General features: G+C 36.0%; 14 protein-coding genes, 1 tRNA gene and 1 pseudogene. 5 read left to right on the top strand and 11 right to left on the bottom strand.

Annotated features, from left to right (window positions below; all coding sequences use genetic code 11):
• Positions 1-95 precede the first annotated feature (95 nt).
• Positions 96-464, bottom strand: coding sequence for a four helix bundle protein (locus tag Q4D72_RS03730; protein WP_303076113.1), 369 nt, complete (start codon positions 462-464; stop codon positions 96-98).
• Between the two features lie 162 nt (positions 465-626).
• On the bottom strand, positions 627-2,603 hold the full coding sequence (locus Q4D72_RS03725; RefSeq protein WP_303076112.1) for an alpha amylase C-terminal domain-containing protein: 1,977 nt from the start codon (positions 2,601-2,603) through the stop codon (positions 627-629).
• Positions 2,604-2,928: 325 nt separating this feature from the next.
• Here Q4D72_RS03725 and Q4D72_RS03720 point away from each other — a divergent pair, with 325 nt between their 5' ends.
• From Q4D72_RS03720 to Q4D72_RS03710, 3 genes are all read left to right on the top strand, one after another.
• Complete coding sequence (locus Q4D72_RS03720) at positions 2,929-3,924, top strand: leucine-rich repeat domain-containing protein (protein ID WP_303076111.1); 996 nt, start codon at positions 2,929-2,931, stop codon at positions 3,922-3,924.
• Between the two features lie 751 nt (positions 3,925-4,675).
• A complete protein-coding gene (gene rnr / locus Q4D72_RS03715) occupies positions 4,676-6,856 on the top strand; it encodes a ribonuclease R (RefSeq protein ID WP_303076110.1) in 2,181 nt (726 codons plus the stop codon).
• Between the two features lie 292 nt (positions 6,857-7,148).
• A complete protein-coding gene (locus Q4D72_RS03710; protein WP_303076109.1) occupies positions 7,149-7,820 on the top strand; it encodes an endonuclease NucS domain-containing protein in 672 nt (223 codons plus the stop codon).
• A gap of 449 nt (positions 7,821-8,269) precedes the next feature.
• Here the strand turns inward: Q4D72_RS03710 and Q4D72_RS03705 are convergent.
• A tRNA-Ile gene (locus Q4D72_RS03705) sits at positions 8,270-8,343 on the bottom strand.
• A 219-nt stretch (positions 8,344-8,562) separates the two neighbouring features.
• Here Q4D72_RS03705 and Q4D72_RS03700 point away from each other — a divergent pair.
• A complete protein-coding gene (locus tag Q4D72_RS03700) occupies positions 8,563-9,249 on the top strand; it encodes a LysE family translocator (protein ID WP_303076108.1) in 687 nt (228 codons plus the stop codon).
• Positions 9,250-9,343: 94 nt separating this feature from the next.
• Here the strand turns inward: Q4D72_RS03700 and Q4D72_RS03695 are convergent, their stop codons facing one another.
• The 4 genes from Q4D72_RS03695 to Q4D72_RS03680 all read right to left on the bottom strand — a co-directional run bounded on the left by Q4D72_RS03695 (position 9,344) and on the right by Q4D72_RS03680 (position 12,809).
• A complete protein-coding gene (locus Q4D72_RS03695; RefSeq protein ID WP_303076107.1) occupies positions 9,344-9,850 on the bottom strand; it encodes an OmpH family outer membrane protein in 507 nt (168 codons plus the stop codon).
• 833 nt (positions 9,851-10,683) lie between these two features.
• On the bottom strand, positions 10,684-11,514 hold the full coding sequence (locus tag Q4D72_RS03690; RefSeq protein ID WP_303076106.1) for a class I SAM-dependent methyltransferase: 831 nt from the start codon (positions 11,512-11,514) through the stop codon (positions 10,684-10,686).
• Between the two features lie 337 nt (positions 11,515-11,851).
• On the bottom strand, positions 11,852-12,373 hold the full coding sequence (locus Q4D72_RS03685) for a methylated-DNA--[protein]-cysteine S-methyltransferase (protein WP_303076105.1): 522 nt from the start codon (positions 12,371-12,373) through the stop codon (positions 11,852-11,854).
• A 112-nt stretch (positions 12,374-12,485) separates the two neighbouring features.
• Positions 12,486-12,809: a hypothetical protein gene (locus tag Q4D72_RS03680; RefSeq protein ID WP_303076103.1), complete on the bottom strand. Its 324-nt coding sequence runs from the start codon at positions 12,807-12,809 to the stop codon at positions 12,486-12,488.
• Positions 12,810-12,960: 151 nt separating this feature from the next.
• Between Q4D72_RS03680 and Q4D72_RS03675 the strand changes: the two genes are divergently transcribed.
• Complete coding sequence (locus Q4D72_RS03675) at positions 12,961-15,552, top strand: transglycosylase domain-containing protein (protein WP_303076101.1); 2,592 nt, start codon at positions 12,961-12,963, stop codon at positions 15,550-15,552.
• A gap of 158 nt (positions 15,553-15,710) precedes the next feature.
• Here the strand turns inward: Q4D72_RS03675 and Q4D72_RS03670 are convergent, their stop codons facing one another.
• From Q4D72_RS03670 to Q4D72_RS03655, 4 genes and pseudogenes are all read right to left on the bottom strand, one after another.
• A complete protein-coding gene (locus Q4D72_RS03670; protein WP_303076099.1) occupies positions 15,711-16,097 on the bottom strand; it encodes a hypothetical protein in 387 nt (128 codons plus the stop codon).
• 78 nt (positions 16,098-16,175) lie between these two features.
• Positions 16,176-16,598 carry a hypothetical protein gene (locus tag Q4D72_RS03665; protein ID WP_303076097.1) on the bottom strand — a complete coding sequence of 141 codons (423 nt, stop codon included), beginning with the start codon at positions 16,596-16,598 and terminating at the stop codon, positions 16,176-16,178.
• 27 nt (positions 16,599-16,625) lie between these two features.
• On the bottom strand, positions 16,626-17,027 hold the full coding sequence (locus tag Q4D72_RS03660; RefSeq protein WP_303076096.1) for a hypothetical protein: 402 nt from the start codon (positions 17,025-17,027) through the stop codon (positions 16,626-16,628).
• Between the two features lie 12 nt (positions 17,028-17,039).
• Positions 17,040-17,812: pseudogene (locus Q4D72_RS03655) on the bottom strand (sugar-binding protein); the annotation flags it as partial.

The following is a 17,812-nucleotide window of genomic DNA, read 5'->3' as shown; positions in this document are numbered from 1 at the left end:
TGAGCAATGAACAAATAACAATTTTTGGAATAGAGCAATTAATCCTTATTGTTAATTGTAAATTTGTTATTTATTCATTATCAAATTGTTATTTGTTAATTGAAGAATTGTTCATTCTTTTTCATTGTTTTTATGCTTGATATTAATAATTTCAAAATATCTTTTAAATCTGTTGCAATGGAATCAAATTCCGTTGTGTTAATATAATCGGATTTGTACAAAAGCTCAATCCAATATTCGGTTTCATTTGCTTCTTTAAGAGCGATGTGCAATTTATGAACAAAATCTTTCTTACTTTCGGCATATTCCGCTTCTCTTACCAAAGCCCCTATGGCTGTTCCGCTGCGTAATAACTGCTTAGTCAGAACGTATTCCTTTCGGGCGTCCATCAACAACTTTGTAAGTTTGATGATCCGTAAAGAAAAATCAAAAGTCCTTATTTTCAATATGTTTTCTCTCTTCACAAAACGCATTTTTAAAATTAACAACGAGGGTAATTAACAATGAACAATTATCAATTAACAATTTTTGGAATAGCGCAATTAATCCTCATTATTATTTGTTCATTGAATATTTGTTCATTCCTCTCATTGTTATTTGTTAATTGAAAAATTATTCATTATCAATTATTTGTTCATTTTCAAAACAATCGCCGACCTTGACGGCAGATACAAACTAATTAAATTCTTTTTGTGTTTGTATTGCGTAAAATGCTCAATGGTTTCGTCAATGCGATTTTGTCCGCCAAAGTTCCGATTATCAGAGCATAAGGCGTACGTGTATTTGCCCGCTTCCACCTCAAATTCGTAATCGCTAAACGATGCCGACGGATTGAAATTAAACACAAATAAAAATCCGCCCCGCTCAAAAGCCAAAATCTGACGTTCGTTGTCGCGTACCAAAACCGAAGGCTCTTTTTCAAGCAATCGATTTTTCTTTACGAAATGAATCATCGCTCCGTCAAAATTATTTAAGTATTTGAATTTCAGGTTTTCATCATCAAGCAAACTCCACAGCCGACGCGCATGGTCGTAGCTCCAATTGTTGCCTTCACGCGGAAAATCAATCCATTCGGGATGCCCCCATTCGTTGCCCATAAACGCCAAATATCCGCCTCCCGCCGTGGCAATCGTTACCAAACGAATCATTTTATGAAGCGATATAGCCCTGTCAATGACCAAATTACGGTCAAAAACGCTCATCCCCGTATAAATTTCCTTATCCGCCAATCGGAAAAAAATCGTTTTGTCACCCACCAAAGCTTGGTCGTGGCTTTCGGCATAACTGATGGTGCGTTCTTCGGCTCGTTTGTTGGTCAGCTCGTAAAAAATATCGCCCACGTGCCAATCTTCGTCCTTGTAATCTTCCAACAATTTTATCCAATAATCAGGCACGCCCATACTCATTTTATAGTCGAAACCGATGCCGCCGCCTTCAATGGGAAACGCCAAGCCCGGAAGCCCGCTCATTTCTTCGGCAACCGTGATGGCCTGCGGATAAATTTCGTGAACGACCCGATTTGCCAGCGTAAGATACGTTATCGCATCAACATCTTGATTTCCATCGTAATACAACGAATAATTGGTGAAAGCCTTGCCCAATCCGTGGTCAAAATAAATCATACTGGTAACGCCATCGAAACGGAAGCCGTCGAACTGAAATTCTTCCAACCAATATTTGCAGTTAGAAAGCAGAAAATTAAGCACTTGCGGTTTTCCGTAGTCGAACAAACGCGAATCCCACTGCGGATGTTTTCCGCGTTCTCCCGAATGGAAATAGAGGTAATCCGTGCCGTCGAAAAAGCCCAAACCTTCCGACTCGTTGCTCACCGAATGCGAATGCACGATGTCGAGAATGACGCGTATTCCGAGTCCGTGAGCGCTGTCTATCAACTCTTTAAGTTCTTCGGGCGTACCGAAACGCGAACTCACCGCAAAGAAATTCGCCACCTGATAACCAAACGAACCGTAGTACGGATGCTCCTGAATTGCCATCAGTTGAATGGTGTTGTAGCCCAAACGGGCGATGCGTGGCAGGACAAAAAACCGAAACTCGGTGAAGGTCGCCACTTTGCGAAGTTCGGACGACATCCCAATGTGGGCTTCGTAAATCAAAGGCGGTTCGTTGTGGCTCGGACGGGCATTTTTCCATTTATAAGGAGTTGGCTTCCAGACTTGTGCCGAAAAAACCTTGGTGTATTCATCTTGCACCACTCGTTGCACGTGCGAAGGGATTCGTTCTGCCGCTCCGCCCTGCCATTCCACATATAATTTGTACAAATCGCCGTGCGAAAGTTCCGAAGCAGGCAAGCGGATTTCCCAATTTTCATTGTCTATCTTTCGGAAAGCGTATTTTTCATCGGGTTGCCAATCGTTTTTATCAAACAGAAGATATATTTTCGTGGCATTCGGCGTCCATTCTCTTAAAATCCATTGATTATCAGTAAAATGCAATCCGTAAAACAAATGCGAATTCAGGTTATCGGAGAGTCGTACGCAGTCGCCCCGCATCATTTTTTCCGTTTGCAGAAAATGAGCATAACGAGCCTGAATTTCGTTGGAAAATGGTTGTAATAACGAATCGGTTTTCAAAATAGGAAGCATAGGCAGTTGGTTTTGAATGGTTTATAAATGGTAAAAATTGATTTTTCAGAAAAATTTTAGTTAAAATTTTCTTATTTTCAGAGGTTAAAATTAAGAATTTTTTTTGAAAAAATACAATTATGAACCAAATTTATATCAAAATAGGGTAATATTGATTTTATTTACTTCTAATTAATCTTTTTATAAATAAATTTATTAATTAAAATACTGAAAATAAAATAGATATAAATATTTATTTTTTTAACAAAACAATAGAATTTAATTTTAGTAAAACATACATTTTCTTACTACCTTTGCAGGAGATAATTTAAAAATATTTACAGAAATGAAAAAAATTTTTATGTATGTTACTTTGCTAACTTTTGCGGTAACAGTGAGTTGTAACAAAAAAGACAACCAACCCGAACCAATGCCACCGGCTGAATTGAATGAATTTTCATTAAAGGAAACGGAAATTTATCTTGAAAAAGGAAAATCCGTTCTTGTTGAAATCACATCAGGTAACGGTGAATATGTACCCAATCTATCATCAGAAGCTCAAAAAAGAGTTCAAATAATTGTTTCTGAGGATAAAAAAGCTTTTCAAATAACCGGAATTGCCGAAGGAGACGTTTCTACTACCGTAACGGACGTAAAATCAAAAAAAACGATCCGAATCGTAATTTATGTTTCAAAACAAAAACCTTATGAAATCTATTTTGGAGAATTGCAACGATGGAATCTTAAAGAGCTTAAACACATTGATATGCAATCAAATACAGAATTAAGTAAAATTACTGACCTTGGTGTAGGTGTGTTTTCGGGTATGCAAAATTTAGAATCAATCGTATTGCCAAAGGGATTGAAAAAAATCAGTTCAGGAGCTTTTAACAACGTCAAAATTAAGAGTATCATTCTTCCGGAAGGATTACAAACATTGGAAGCAAATGCCTTTGAAGCGTGCCAACATTTGGAAAGTGTTATCATACCAAATTCACTAACCAAAATTTCAGTAAACGCATTTTTGGCTTGCGGACTAAAAACCGTTTTAATACCCAATTCTATTGCAGTTATTGAAAATCAAGCATTTAATAGCTGTAAGGAACTCACTTCCGTAACCGTTGGTACAGGCATTAAAAGCATTGGAAATTATGCATTTTTTGGTTGTGAAAAAATCAATTCATTTACCGTTGAAGCAACCACACCTCCTGTCATAACCGATAATACTTTTGAAAGTAACAATACAAACATCACGTTTTATGTTCCGAAAACTAGCGTAGCAGCTTACAAACAAGCAAACGTTTGGAAAAAATATGCTTCAAGAATTGTTGCAAAACATTAATTATCAAAAAGTTAAAATTTAAATTATTAAAAGCGGGGGAGAAGGATCACTTCTTCCCCTATTTTTTAGAAACTGAAATCAGAATTTTAAAACTATTAACAACGTTGTAAATATCTTTTTTCAAAATACTGAAACTGAAATCGGTAAAAAAACGACGAATTGTTAATAACTTTTCGATGAAAAATAAATTAAAAATTTGTGCTTTTCAAAAATTCGTACATACAAATCCGCCGTGAAAAAAAGCAAATTTATTTTTATGAAAAATACCCGATTTTACAGTAATGTTATTAACAATATTCCGATGAAAAACTTATTAAAAAATAGTTGTTGAAAGCCGAATCAAATTATTAACAATTACATATAAATAATTAAAAATCAACTTTATAATTTTTTTAAAATTGTTAATAACTAAGTGATAATCAAAAAAGCAAATTTTAAGCATTTATTTTTTCCAACATTTCAACAATGTAATAATAATAACCCTTCTTTTTTATTTAAAAAAAAATTTTTTTATTTTTAATTTCAATTGTTGAAAACCATTTTCAGAGCTTCCGAAAAAAAAATCATTTTGGCGGTTTTTATTTTTTTACGTACTTTTGATTTTTAGGAATTGAAATCACTTCGATAAAAGTAAGTCGATTTTTTCCAAAAAGAACTATTTTCCAGATGATAATTATTCACAAATGACACTATTTTTTTAACGATTTGTGAAAATAAAAGCCCGTCCGTGCTGTTTACGGATACAAAAATTATGTCAAAACAAAAAAAGAAATCCGCGAAGGCTAAAAAATACGAACTTACCAAAGGTATTTTCTCGGTGTTGGAAGCCCATCAGAATGAGACGTTTAACTACAAACAAATAGCCGCAAAACTCCACATTACCGATGCCGCAGGGCGTAATCTGCTCATTAAAAGGCTCGTACAACTCAAAGAAAAAAAGAAAATTTTGGAACCCGAACGCGGCAAATACAAAGCCATTCCGTCACAGAATTACTACACGGGTGTGGTGGAAATCACTTCCCGTGGAAATGCCTATGTAATTGTAGATGAGTTAGATACTGATGTATTTGTACCCTCAAATATGCTCAATAAAGCCCTACACGGCGATTTGGTGGAAGTGTATATTTTCCCGCGTTTTCGCAACGGGAAAAAATTGGAAGGCGAGGTTACCAAAATCATCGAACGCAAAAAAATGCGTTTCGTGGGCGTGGTGCAAATGCAGAAAAATTTCGCGTTTGTTTTGCCCACCGACCACCGAATGTACACCGATATTTTCGTATCGAAAAACGACATTAACGGGGCGGAACACGGCGATAAAGTCATCGTGCGGATTGAAAAATGGGAAGGAAAATCCAATTCGCCTTTCGGGGTGATTGAAAAAATACTCGGAAAACCCGGCGAGCAAACCACCGAAATGCACTCCATTTTGGCGGAATACGGACTGCCGTACGCCTTTCCTGAGGAAGTGGAAGTATTTGCAAAAGAGCTTGATACGTCCATCACTTCCGAAGAAATTGCCAAACGCCGCGATATGCGTAACGTGCTGACTTTCACCATCGACCCGAAAGATGCCAAAGATTTTGACGATGCCCTTTCGTTTGAAATTCTCGAAAACGGAAATTACGAAATCGGGGTGCATATCGCCGACGTGTCGCACTATGTTCAGGAGGGAACGATTTTGGACGAAGAGGCGTACAACCGAGCCACGTCCGTTTATTTGGTGGATAGGGTAGTGCCGATGCTCCCCGAAGTGCTGTCGAATTTTGCGTGTTCGCTTCGTCCGAACGAGGAAAAGTACACATTTTCAGCTGTTTTCGAAATGAACAAAAAAGCCGAAATCCTCAACACCTGGATAGGACGCACCGTTATTAAATCCGATTACCGATTGACGTATGAAGAAGCACAGGAAGTTATTGAAGCAGCGGTTAGTGATGAGCAATTAGCAATTAGTAACACTGACCACTATTCACTGACCACTAATCACTATTCACTACAAGAAACCATTTTAATTTTCAATAATTTAGCTCAAAAACTTCGTTACAAACGAATGCGATTGGGAGCGATTTCGTTCGATAAAATTGAAGTAAAATTTGAGTTGGACGAAAACGATAATCCAACGCAGGTGTATTTCAAGGAAAGCAAGGAAGCCCACAAACTTATTGAGGAATTTATGTTGTTGGCGAACCGAAAAGTGGCGGAATTTATCGCCAAACAGCAGAAAACGTTTGTCTATCGCGTTCACGATGAGCCTGATGACGAAAAATTGATGCAGCTCAACGGCGTGATTTCGCGTTTCGGTTACGGCATCAATATGAAGGACAAAAAGACGATAACCACTTCGTTAAATGCGCTGTTAGAGGAAGTTAAAGGCAAGAAGGAACAACATTTGGTGGATACGCTCGCCATTCGTTCGATGGCAAAAGCCTCATATTCAACCAATAACATCGGTCATTACGGATTGGCATTTGATTTTTACACGCATTTTACGTCGCCCATTCGTCGTTATCCCGATGTGATGGTACACCGTTTGTTGCAGAAGTATTTGGACAATCAACCCACTGAAAAACAGGAAGTTTACGAAGTGAAATGCAAGCATTCGTCTCAAATGGAAAACTTGGCGGCTTCGGCGGAACGCGATTCGGTGAAGTATATGCAGGTAAAATTTATGGAAAACCATAAGAATCAAGTGTTTAAGGGCGTAATTTCGGGTGTTACTGAATGGGGAATTTACGTGGAAATCATTGAAAACAAATGCGAAGGCTTGGTCAGAACCCGCGACATTAAAGACGATTATTATATTTTCGATGAGAAGCTATACGCCTTGGTGGGCGAGGTTACGAAAAATATGTATCAGCTTGGTGATGAAGTTTTTGTACGTGTAAAAAACACCGATTTAATCAAAAAACAACTGGATTTTGAGTTGGTGCAGTGAAATGAATAGAAATTTTTATTACTTTTGCAGTTCAAAACATATAAAATTTAAGGCAGAAATTATATAAATTTTTAAACTAACATAACGATATTGCGTTTGCTAACGAACCTGTAAGTGAAAAGTCCAAAGTTTCAATGAGAACAGGGAGGTTTAAGCATAACGCTCGCGTTTTTATAACGTGAGCTTTTGCTTTACTTTGTTCTCAGGGCTTGGACTCCCTCACTTACAAGTAAAAGCATAGGTTCACGTTTTTTTGTGCAAAAAAATCATCAATATTTTAAATAATTAAATTATGCAATCAACATTTCAAAACTGGCTGGAAATCAAAGAAAAAAAATCTGAAAGAACGGCTTATGGTTATGCTACTTCCATCAACAGAATCAGTAAACATTATCAAGAAAATGAGGGAAAAAGCGTAAATATTTACAAAATAACTTCGACAGAGGTATTACGTCCAATTGCAGAATTATACAATAAGCAAGGTAAATACGCCGATTTTGGAGATTTGAGCAAAGGTACAAACAGAGCTGCAATTAATGCTTATTTGAAGTTTATATCAAATCCTGAAAATTATGCAGAATTGGTAAAAAAATTTCAAAAAGAAAGTGGTTTTGATAGCGAACAAAATTTGCAATCATCACTTGTTTATCAGATAGATACTCTTTTTCCTGAATATAATTTAGTTGAAGAAAAATATCAAATAGGAGGAAAGGAAATTGATGTTTTGCTCGAAAAAGGAGATGAATTATTAGTTGTAGAACTTAAAAAAGGCGAAGCTAAATATGCAACTTTTGGTCAAATTTCTATGTATATGGGGCTTTTGAAAGAGAAATTTCCTAATAATGTTGTAAAAGGCTGTATTATAGGTAATACTATCGATAGGTCTTTGGAATACGCTTGCAGAAACAACCCAGATGTTTCTCTGAAAACCTATTTATTAAAAATAGAATTAGTTGATTTTTAGTGAATTGTAATTATTGTGATTTGTTAAATGCTAGATTCAACTCACGACCTTTTGAAAGACTGGTATTATAATGTTCATAAAATCAATTAGATATAGTGTTAGATTTAAGTACTTAACTATTCACACAGTGTCCCATTATTCAGTTTATACTGCTTTAATGCTGCACTTTAAAAAAAGATTTTCATAACCTCGGACTTGCTCCGAGGTTTTTTGTTTTTGAGAAATGTTATAGCAAAATTGTGAGATTATCGCAAAATCTCGCAATTTTTAGTATTTTTGTTTTGTAAATGACTTTTATTTAAATACAAAATTTGAAAACTATACCCGAAGAAATTTTCGGAAGTGAAAACGTTTTACCTCTCTGAAACTTTATCAGATTTAACAACTCCGTAATTATTTGATAATTAGATATAAAAAAAACGCCTACAAAATTTGTAAGCGTTTTTTTGTGGTCCAGCTTGGGCTCGAACCAAGGACCCCCTGATTATGAGTCAGGTGCTCTAACCAGCTGAGCTACAAGACCTGCCAATATTAGACGTTGCAAAAGTACGATGTTTTTTCTGTTTATGCAAGTTTTTGGGTGATTTTTAGTCCGAAAATAATAGAATAGGGTAGAGGCAAAAAACTTTTTCCTATTTTTTTGGTTTTCTTAAATTTTTATTTATTTTTGTTAGTTGATTTAATCTAAAAAATATATTTCTGATTTTCAGAACAATAGTATAACAGTTTTCAAAAAAATAAAATGTTTGCAGACGTATTACTTGCTTTGCCTTTGGGCGTGATATTGGCTTTTACCATCGGTCCGGTATTTTTTGTATTGCTCGAAACCGCTATTACTAAGGGGTTTAGGGCAGCAATTGTGTTTGATGTGGGCGTGATTTTAGCCGATGTGGTTTTTATTTTAGTGGCGTATTTTACCACAAGTGGGCTGCTTCAAAAAGTAAAAGACGACCCGCTTCTGTTCATCATCGGTGGGGTGATTATGATTGGTTACGGACTGATTTCATTCATAAAACTCAAAAAAGATTTCAATCAGCAAAGCCGAATTGAAGGTTCGGATAACCAGTTGTATATGAATCGAGTAAATTATTTAGCCCTTTTTATGAAAGGATTTTTGCTCAATTTCATAAACATCGGTGTGCTTGGTTTTTGGATAGGAATTATCATCGTTTTCGCACCGCAACTCAATATGGATACGAATCGCATTTTGGTGTTTTTCGCCGCCATCGTGCTGATTTATTTTCTGGTTGATATTATAAAAATATTGATAGCCAAACAGTTAAAAAACAAACTTACGGCTTTTCACATTTATAAAATAAAACGAACGATAAGTATTATTCTTCTCGTTTTTGGATTGTTTTTGCTGGCACAAGGCATCGTTCCTGGCGGAAAAGAAAAATTAAACGAAATATTTACTGAAAATCAGTGATTTGTGAAATAGTGATGGGTGAGGAGTGAAACAAAAAATGCTGTCAAAAATTCAAGATTTTGACAGCATTTTTTATTTTTGAAAAAAGTGAAAATTACTTTTTATAAGTATCATTCAGATATTTAACTACCTCATTTGTAATATCTTTCTTCTCGTTTCCGTACAGAACGCTTCCGCCGTCATTGGCTCCTAAGATGAAAGTGTATCCTTTTTGTTTGCCGTATTCTTTCACAGATTTTTTCACTTTGGTAAGCAATGAATCCATTTGCGTTTGGCTTTCCAACTGAATTTTTTGTTCTTCTTGTTGCAAATGTTGTTGGAGGATTTGGCTTTTTTGCATCAGTTCGTTGTATTTTTTCTGAGCTACGTTCTGAGCCAAATTTTGTGCCTGTGCTTCAAAGTTTTTCGCCTCTAACTGAAAGGCTTGCGAGATGCTGTCGCGTTTTTTTTCGTACTTACTGATTTGCTCTTTCAGCTTGCTTTCAATGTCTTTTTTCTCTTGATATTCATTGAGTAATTTGCTGTTATCAACAAATGCGATTTTGTCTTGGCAGGCTGTGAGCGTAATGATTGCGAAACCTCCGATGATGATTTTCTTCATTTTAAACTTCTGATTTTTAATTTGTCGCAAAAATAATAAAGTTTTGCTTTTGTCAGGAATTTTTTTCGGATTTTTTTGAAAGAAACTTTTTGTTAGTTGCTTATGACGAAAAATTTTTAAACAGGAAGTTGTAAAATCTTTTGTAACAGGGGCAACGAGTTTTAAAAACATAGCTATCTTTTATGAAAAACATAGCTATGTTTTTGAAGAAACGTAGTTATCTTTTTTGAAGAATAGTCAAAATTTCGTGAAATCTACTTCAAAAATTTGCGTATTTTCCAAAAAAGCCGTACCTATGCACCTTTATTTACGGCACATAAAAGCGTTAGCTTACTATTCTATTTTAGGAGAATCTGGTAAATTCAACATAACAAGTGGAATAAGTAGCAAAAACGCTCACGCTATATGCGTGGGCTTTTTTCTCTTATTTATTATGTTATGGCTTACCAGAGGCTTCCTAAAAATAAGTAAGAGTTAAGAAAGTCCTCGCTTTTTTTATTTTATAAAGTTTTGCATTTCCTTTTTGTTATAAACATTGTTAAATAAAAGGACGGATGATTTGGTAAGAGGAGAGATGATTGAAAAGGAAAATCCAAATTATTGCGTTCTTTAACGAGGCTCAGTATTTTCTGAGCCTTTTTACTTTTTTTTTAGTTTTCTAAAAAATATTACTACGGAAGTGAAAATATAGAATTATCAATAAAAACTATTCCAATTGTTGTAATTATAAAAAAATCTTATAAAAATCGAGTTTCAGAAATGGGGTATTTTTCGATTTTTAAAAATTTTCCGTATAAAGTTACATTTTCCGTTGTGATGATTGAAAAATGAGGCTAAAAATCGTTTTTTAGTTTTTTAAGCACGTAAATATGTGATGAAAACTCATTTTTTTGTATTCCGTAGAGGTTGGAACGCATTCCGCTTAAAAATCCTTTGATGAAATTCTTTTTTCCGCTTTTGTAACTTTCCGAGAGAATCGATACGTAAAAAGCGTCAAACCACATCGGTTTGGTTTCTAAAAGTTGGAATCCTTTTTCGGTGAAAATTTTCTTGATGCTGGTTTTTGAAAAATGCCAAAGATGTCGAGGCACGTCGTACGCTGCCCAAAATTGTTTGTAATGCTGTGCGTCCCACGATTTGAAATTCGGCACGGCAACGATTAAAATTCCGTTTTCGGTTAGGAGCGAATTGATTTTCCGAATTTGATTTTCGAGGTCGGGGAGGTGTTCCAGCACGTGCCAAAGCGTGATAACGTCGAATGATTTTTGCGGTAATTGCTCGTAATTTTCCACGATTTCGATGCCTTTATTTTGGGCTAATTTCCGTGCTTTTGGGTTGGGTTCGATGCCGATGGCTGTCCATTTTTTTGTGATTTTGCAGCTGTTTACAAAGTCGCCTGTGCCTGCACCGATGTCGAGCAGATTAACTTTTCCGTGTTTGTATTTCTCAATCACACGGATTTTGCTTTTCAAATTGATGCTTTTCACGAGTTGATAGAGCCTATCGAAAAGCGTTTTTTTGCTATCGGTATGCGAAATATATTCCTCGCTTTCGTAGTATTTTTCCAAGTTTTGGGGTAGGGGACGGGTTTGAAAAAGTTCCAAATTGGGGTCGTACACCAATTCAAATTCTTCTTGTGAAACGCTGTAATCTTTAATTTTCATTCTAAAATAGATGCTTATCAGGCAAAGATACTATTTTTTGCAGAAATACCATTTATTTTGTAATATTTACCTTTTTTGGATTGAAAATCAGTTTATTAACGCTATTTTGAAATAAAATGTTCCACGTGGAACATTTTTAGGTGTTTTTAAACGGATTTTTATTTTTAATAAAGCTATCTGCATTGATTTTGTATTTTAATTATTATTTAAAGAATATTTTTTATTCAAACAATATTCAAAGAAAATTCAAACACTATTCAATCACTATTCATCCATGATTATCACAATATTCAAATCTTTAAACAAAAAAATGTTCCACGTGGAACATTTATGATTTTTAAAAAAGTTTTAATTGTTTTTGTAGGTTGCTTTGTTCTAATTCAAGTAGGGCTTTTTTACGCCAGATGCCTCCTGCGTATCCGGTGAGCTTTCCGTTGTTGCCTATGACGCGATGACACGGAATCAAGATGGAAATTTTGTTTTTTCCGTTAGCCGAAGCAATGGCACGTATGGCTTTTGGGTCGCTATATCTTTCGGATTGTTCTTTATAACTGATGGTTTTTCCGTAGGGGATTTGCAGCAAAAGTTGCCAAACTTTCTGCTGAAAAGGCGTACCAATACTATCTAACGGAACCGAAAACTGCGTTAATTGCTTGTTGAAATATTGGTCGAGTTCGTTTTCTAAAAGTGAAGTGAGGCAATTTTCCGTGAAGATTAAATCGCTTTTGAGTGCGTTGAGTTCTTTTTCGAGCATAGGTTTGTCGGTGTAATCCAAAAGTTGGAGTCCGTTTTTTGAAAACACGGCGATTACTTCGCCTAAGGGCGTTTGAATGTATTTGGCTGTTAATTGGCTTGGCATATTATTATTATTATTTGTAAAAGTACAGATTTATTAAAAATCTGCTGTGTTTTTAGTGTTCGTTGTATGAGTTTTTGAAGTCATAAAATGTTCCACGTGGAACATTCTGTGTTTAGTTCTTTAAAAAAGCAAATCGTTTTCGTGTTTTGAGGTAGTTTAAATTGTGGTCGTTGTTGTAGGCTTCACGTTCAAAAATGATGTTTTGGTAGGCTGTGTTCCAGTTTTTATGTATGAAAAGTTTAACCAAAAAATCAATGGCGTACCAAAAATAGAAGAAAATCACCAAAAGTTCTTTCTGTTGTTGCAGATGAATTTTTTCGTGATTGATGAAAACCGGATTTTTTGCAAGAGCCTTGTTTTTGGCAAAAATAAACGGAAAAAGCGTAATGCCTGAATAACCCCTCGGAACGATGTGTCGATTGATGATGATTTTCATTGTAAGTTGCGCAAAGTGCAAAGGTAGTGGAATGCTTTTAAATTGCGAAGGATAATTTTTAAAACAACGCTAATCATTTGTTAAAATTTAAAACAGGAGTTTGTTCTTTTGAAAAAATAGAATTACTTTGCACTTGAAATTAAAACAAAAAATGAAAAAAATAAAATTATTACTGAATTGGATAAATGAAAAATCCAATTCCTTTTTGGCGTTTTTACGCAGGAAAATCAATAAACTCAAATCGTCAAATGCTGATGGAGTAGGGGAGAAGCCCGAAGAATCAAATGCCGATACAAGCGGTTTGCCTTTTCTGTCAAAAGTGGGTTTTAAAATCAAATCGGTTTGGGTTTTCTTGCGCAAACAATCGTACAGGTTTTATTTAAAATGGCTCGGAATTTTGTTTTTAACGGGCTTTTCGGTTTTGTGTCTGCTGATATTGCTGGTTTATTTTGGTGCATTTGGCAAACTTCCTACTGAAAATTCGCTTAAAGAACTCAAACAAGCCGAAGCCAGTTTGCTCTACGACACCAACGAGCAACTCATCGGTAAGTTTTATATTTTTGATCGTACCAATGTTGCCTATAACGATTTTCCGCCTTATTTGATAAACGCTCTGATTGCTACAGAAGATGTGCGTTTTCGTTCGCATAGCGGTATCGATAATCAAAGTTTGATGCGTGTGTTTTTTAAAACACTTTTACTGCAAGATGATTCATCGGGTGGCGGAAGCACCATCACTATGCAATTGGCGAAAAACATTTTTGGGCGTGAACGTCGCTATGGAAAAATCTCCGTTCCTATTCATAAAATCAAAGAAATGTTCATTGCCAAGCGCATCGAAAAAGTCTATTCAAAAGACGAAATCTTGACGCTCTATTTGAACACCGTTCCGTTTAGTGATAATACGTATGGCATTGAAAGCGCCGCACAGCGGTTTTTCGGAAAATCGGTTCGTGAATTGTCGTTGAATGAAGCCGCTACTTTGATAGGTTCGCTCAAAGCCACGAATCATTACAACCCGCGAACGGCACCCGAAAAAAGCCGTGAGCGCCGCAATGTGGTTCTTGCACAAATGAAAAAATATGACTTGCTTTCAGATGATGATTTTAACGAAAAGAAAAGCGATTCAGTTGCCGTTTCTTATAATCATTTTTCGGGCGATGAAGGCGTGGCGGCTTACTTCCGTGAGCAAATCCGTTTGAGCGTTCCGGAGCTTTTGAAAAACGTTACCAAACCCGACGGAACGCCTTACAATATTTATCGAGACGGACTTCGTATTTACACCACGCTTGACAAAACAATGCAACTTTATGCCGAAAATGCTACCAAAAAACACCTCGAAAAATTGCAAAAAGCCTTTGAAACTTCTTACGGAAAAAATGCTCCGTGGCATTTGCATAACGATTGGTTTTGGCAACAGGTTACCAAACTTCCTGCCTACAAAAAACTGAAAGAAGCGGGTTTTTCACAAGAAGAAATCCGGAAAAAATTGAGTGAAAAAAAGCCGATGGAATTGTCATTCTACCAAAAAGACACGATTCTGAACCATAGTACGCTTGATAGTTTATCGCATTATGTGCGTTTGCTCAATGCGGGCTTTGTGGCGCTTGACCCCAAATCGGGAGCCGTGCGCTCGTATGTTGGCGGGGCTGATTTCCGATGGGTAAAATACGACCACGTGGTGCAAAGTCGGCGGCAAGTAGGTTCTACTTTTAAGCCCATTGTTTATGCCACGGCGCTTGAAGCGGGAATGCCGATTTGTACGCATTTTTCACCCAAAGTGCTTACGTACAGCGATTATAAATTCTGGACGCCCACCAATGCTTCAAAAATTGAGGTTGATGACCACACTTATTTTTCGGTGGGAAAGGCTTTGCGCGAGTCGATTAACACCATAGCCGTGCAAACGCTTTTTTACGCAGGTTTGGATAACGTTGTTCAGAAAGCCAAGCAAATGGGCATTGAAAGTAAAATTCCGCGTGAACCTTCCATTGTTTTGGGTACTGCCGAACTTCCGCTGATTGAACTGGCGAAAGCCTACACCGCTTTTGCCAATAACGGAACGCCCGTAAATCCGTATTTTATTGATAAAATAACCGACAATAACGGAAAAGTGCTGTGGAAACACACCCGAAAAGAAAACAAGCCTGCTTTGTCAAAAAACACGGCGCATACGATGCTTGAACTGATGCGTGGCACGGTCAATCACGGCACGGCTTGGCGTTTGCGCGGGCAATACGGAATTACCAATGACCTTGCCGGAAAAACCGGAACCACGCAAGAAAATAAAGACGGTTGGTTTGCCGTGATGCTTCCGGAGCTTGTGATGCTTACTTGGGTGGGCAACGACCGGCAAATCGGTTTTAAAACAACCTCTTTAGGGCAGGGAGCCAGCTCGGCATTGCCCATTTCGGCATTGTTTTTACAACAACTTAATAAAAATAAAAAATACGATAAGGTTACGCGTGGAACATTTGTAATTGCTGATGAAATACGCAGTGAAGTGGCGCAATGCAATGCCGTGGTGCAGGAAAATTTTTTCCAGCGGGTATTTTCAAAACCTAGAAAAGACACGGTTTCGGGCAGTGATTTATTGCGAATTTACAAGTTGGATAGTATTAATTATTTTGATAATCAGAATATTACAACCGAATTAGAAACCGAAAACCCCGACAGAATATTTTTTGAGCAACCCAAAAAACGAAATCTTTTTGAGCGTATTTTTGGTAAAAAAGAAGAATAATTATTTTATTTTCAATAAGTTAATTAAAAAACTAAAATTGTTTGCTATTACTTAGGCATTTCAAAATAATAGTAAACAAATTCAAAAACAGATAGTTACGTTTTTAAATATAGAAATTTAATTTGTATGATGTGATGGTGGCTTTGCGTGTCGGTAGGCTACGGATATTTCGGGTACATTTTCATTTCTTCCATTTCACGACTTGGCGAATAGGGAACTTTATAGTTTAGTTTTTCGATGTCTTGCAAACTCAAATCATAGCGTTTTAGTATTTTATAACCGTTACGCACCTCTTTCCAAGGGTATTTGTTGAGTGTATCCGTATGGAAAATAAAAATAGATAGTGTGTCCTTGGGTAGCTGTTTGAATATTTTTCCCCACTCTATATTGCTTTCGTACGAGTTAATTTCTGATGTCACATAATCTTTTCTAAGAGGAATTATTGTGTCAGGATAGAATGTACCGTGTTTTCCTCCTAATGCAAAATATCCTCCAATGGAATATTTTTCATTATTTACCACATTGATAATATATTTTTCATCCATATATATACCATCACATTGAGTAAAAATTAATAAACTTATAAATAAAAAGATACTATTTTTCATATATTATATTTTTTATTACCGTGTTCTTCTTGGAAATCTAACCTCATTATTGTCCCAATTTACTCCGTAATGTTTTCCAAAATAGCGGGCTGCATTTTTATTTGCACTCATTTCATACCATCTGAAATCGTGTTGAGTAACTCCTTGTGGTTCTCCGTCTATTTGTGAGGATATACCAGCACTTATAAGACTTGGTATGCCTATATTGAAAATATAAGTCAGTCCAAATATTTGGCTGTCAATGTAATGCCCGTATTCGTGCATATACAGAGGTGTACGTGTTACGTAATCTGTAAAATTATTGTTTATTTGTCCGGTTATTTCAATATTCATAAAATTTCCTATTGAAACGCCTCTGTTGGTTTGTGCGTTTTCGTTGGTGACAAAGGTGGCTCCGCCTAAATAGTCCACTCTATCAATGGTTTTTATGGCGTTCATAAGTTGTGAGTACTTGAAAAGTTATTATTAATTTCCATCATACACAATTTTCCAGTTTATAGCATCTAGATATTCCAAGGTAAGATCATATCTTCTTAGGTACATATTATTTTGTTTTACTTGTTCCCAAGGGATAGTTTCTATGACCTCTCGATCAAATATCCACAGATAAAGAGGCGTAGCACCTTTTAAAAAACTTCTCCTAAAAGTATCTCTACCTTCTATGAAACCATTAGCAGAAATTAAATTATCCATACTTGGAGGATAATCATAAAATATAGGTTCTTTACCTCGCATACTGAAATAAATATCTTTATTACTGTTATTTACAATTCTTAAAGTATCTTTTTTGTAATAATCACTATCAGGCACACAGTTTGTAAATAAACACAATATGTACCCCAAAAATACAATTTTTAAAAATTTCATACTATTTTAAATTTAAAAAATTCTACCGAATGAAAAATAAGATATGTCTGACAGGCGAAGTAAGAAAGAGGAGGAATGCGCCCCACTATTATTCAAACCTGTTCTTGGATTTCTATATGGAGATAGTACATTTTCATTTCTATATGAGTTTATATCAAAAAAATTAGCATTACCGGAAGTATAACCACTTGCTCCAGACCCATAATGTTTATCAAAGTGTTTACCTCCTAAACTACTTGCCATAGCTTCATACCAACGTGTATCGTGTTTGTCCGGTTCTATCCAAAAGTCCATTACACTTGGTATAGCAACTGCGGAAAGATACAGAGGTCCCATATATTGGCTTTGTATATAATGTCCATACTCGTGTACAAATAAATGATCACGCCAATCAGCTCTAAAATTTCGAGGACCTGTAATATAATTTCCCATAGTGAAAGCCCCCATATCTCCATCTCGTGTAGCCACAACAACTGCTCCTTCTAAATGGGTTACCTCGCTCACATTTCCTGCTAAATTGATAATTTGATTAATGGTATTTCCTAAAAAAGTTTGAGTGGATTGCCACGTCCATTTAGATAAAACTTGAAATACAGAACCTGTTGTTAATCCCTTATCAATTTGCCAAGCTAACTCTGTTTTTCTATAGGTATAATTGTGAAAGTTAATCCCCTTGTCGAAAATATTTGCTACGGTTTCCCATACTGCAGCAACAACTGTCCATATAAACTCCCCACTCGGGTCGGTGTATAGTAACGGGTTGTTCAGCACATAGCCATATCGGT

Source organism: Capnocytophaga sp. (assembly GCF_030532915.1).
Taxonomy (GTDB): domain Bacteria; phylum Bacteroidota; class Bacteroidia; order Flavobacteriales; family Flavobacteriaceae; genus Capnocytophaga.
The sequence above is the reverse complement of the archived record's forward strand: the minus strand, read 5'-3'. Positions and strand labels throughout refer to the sequence as shown.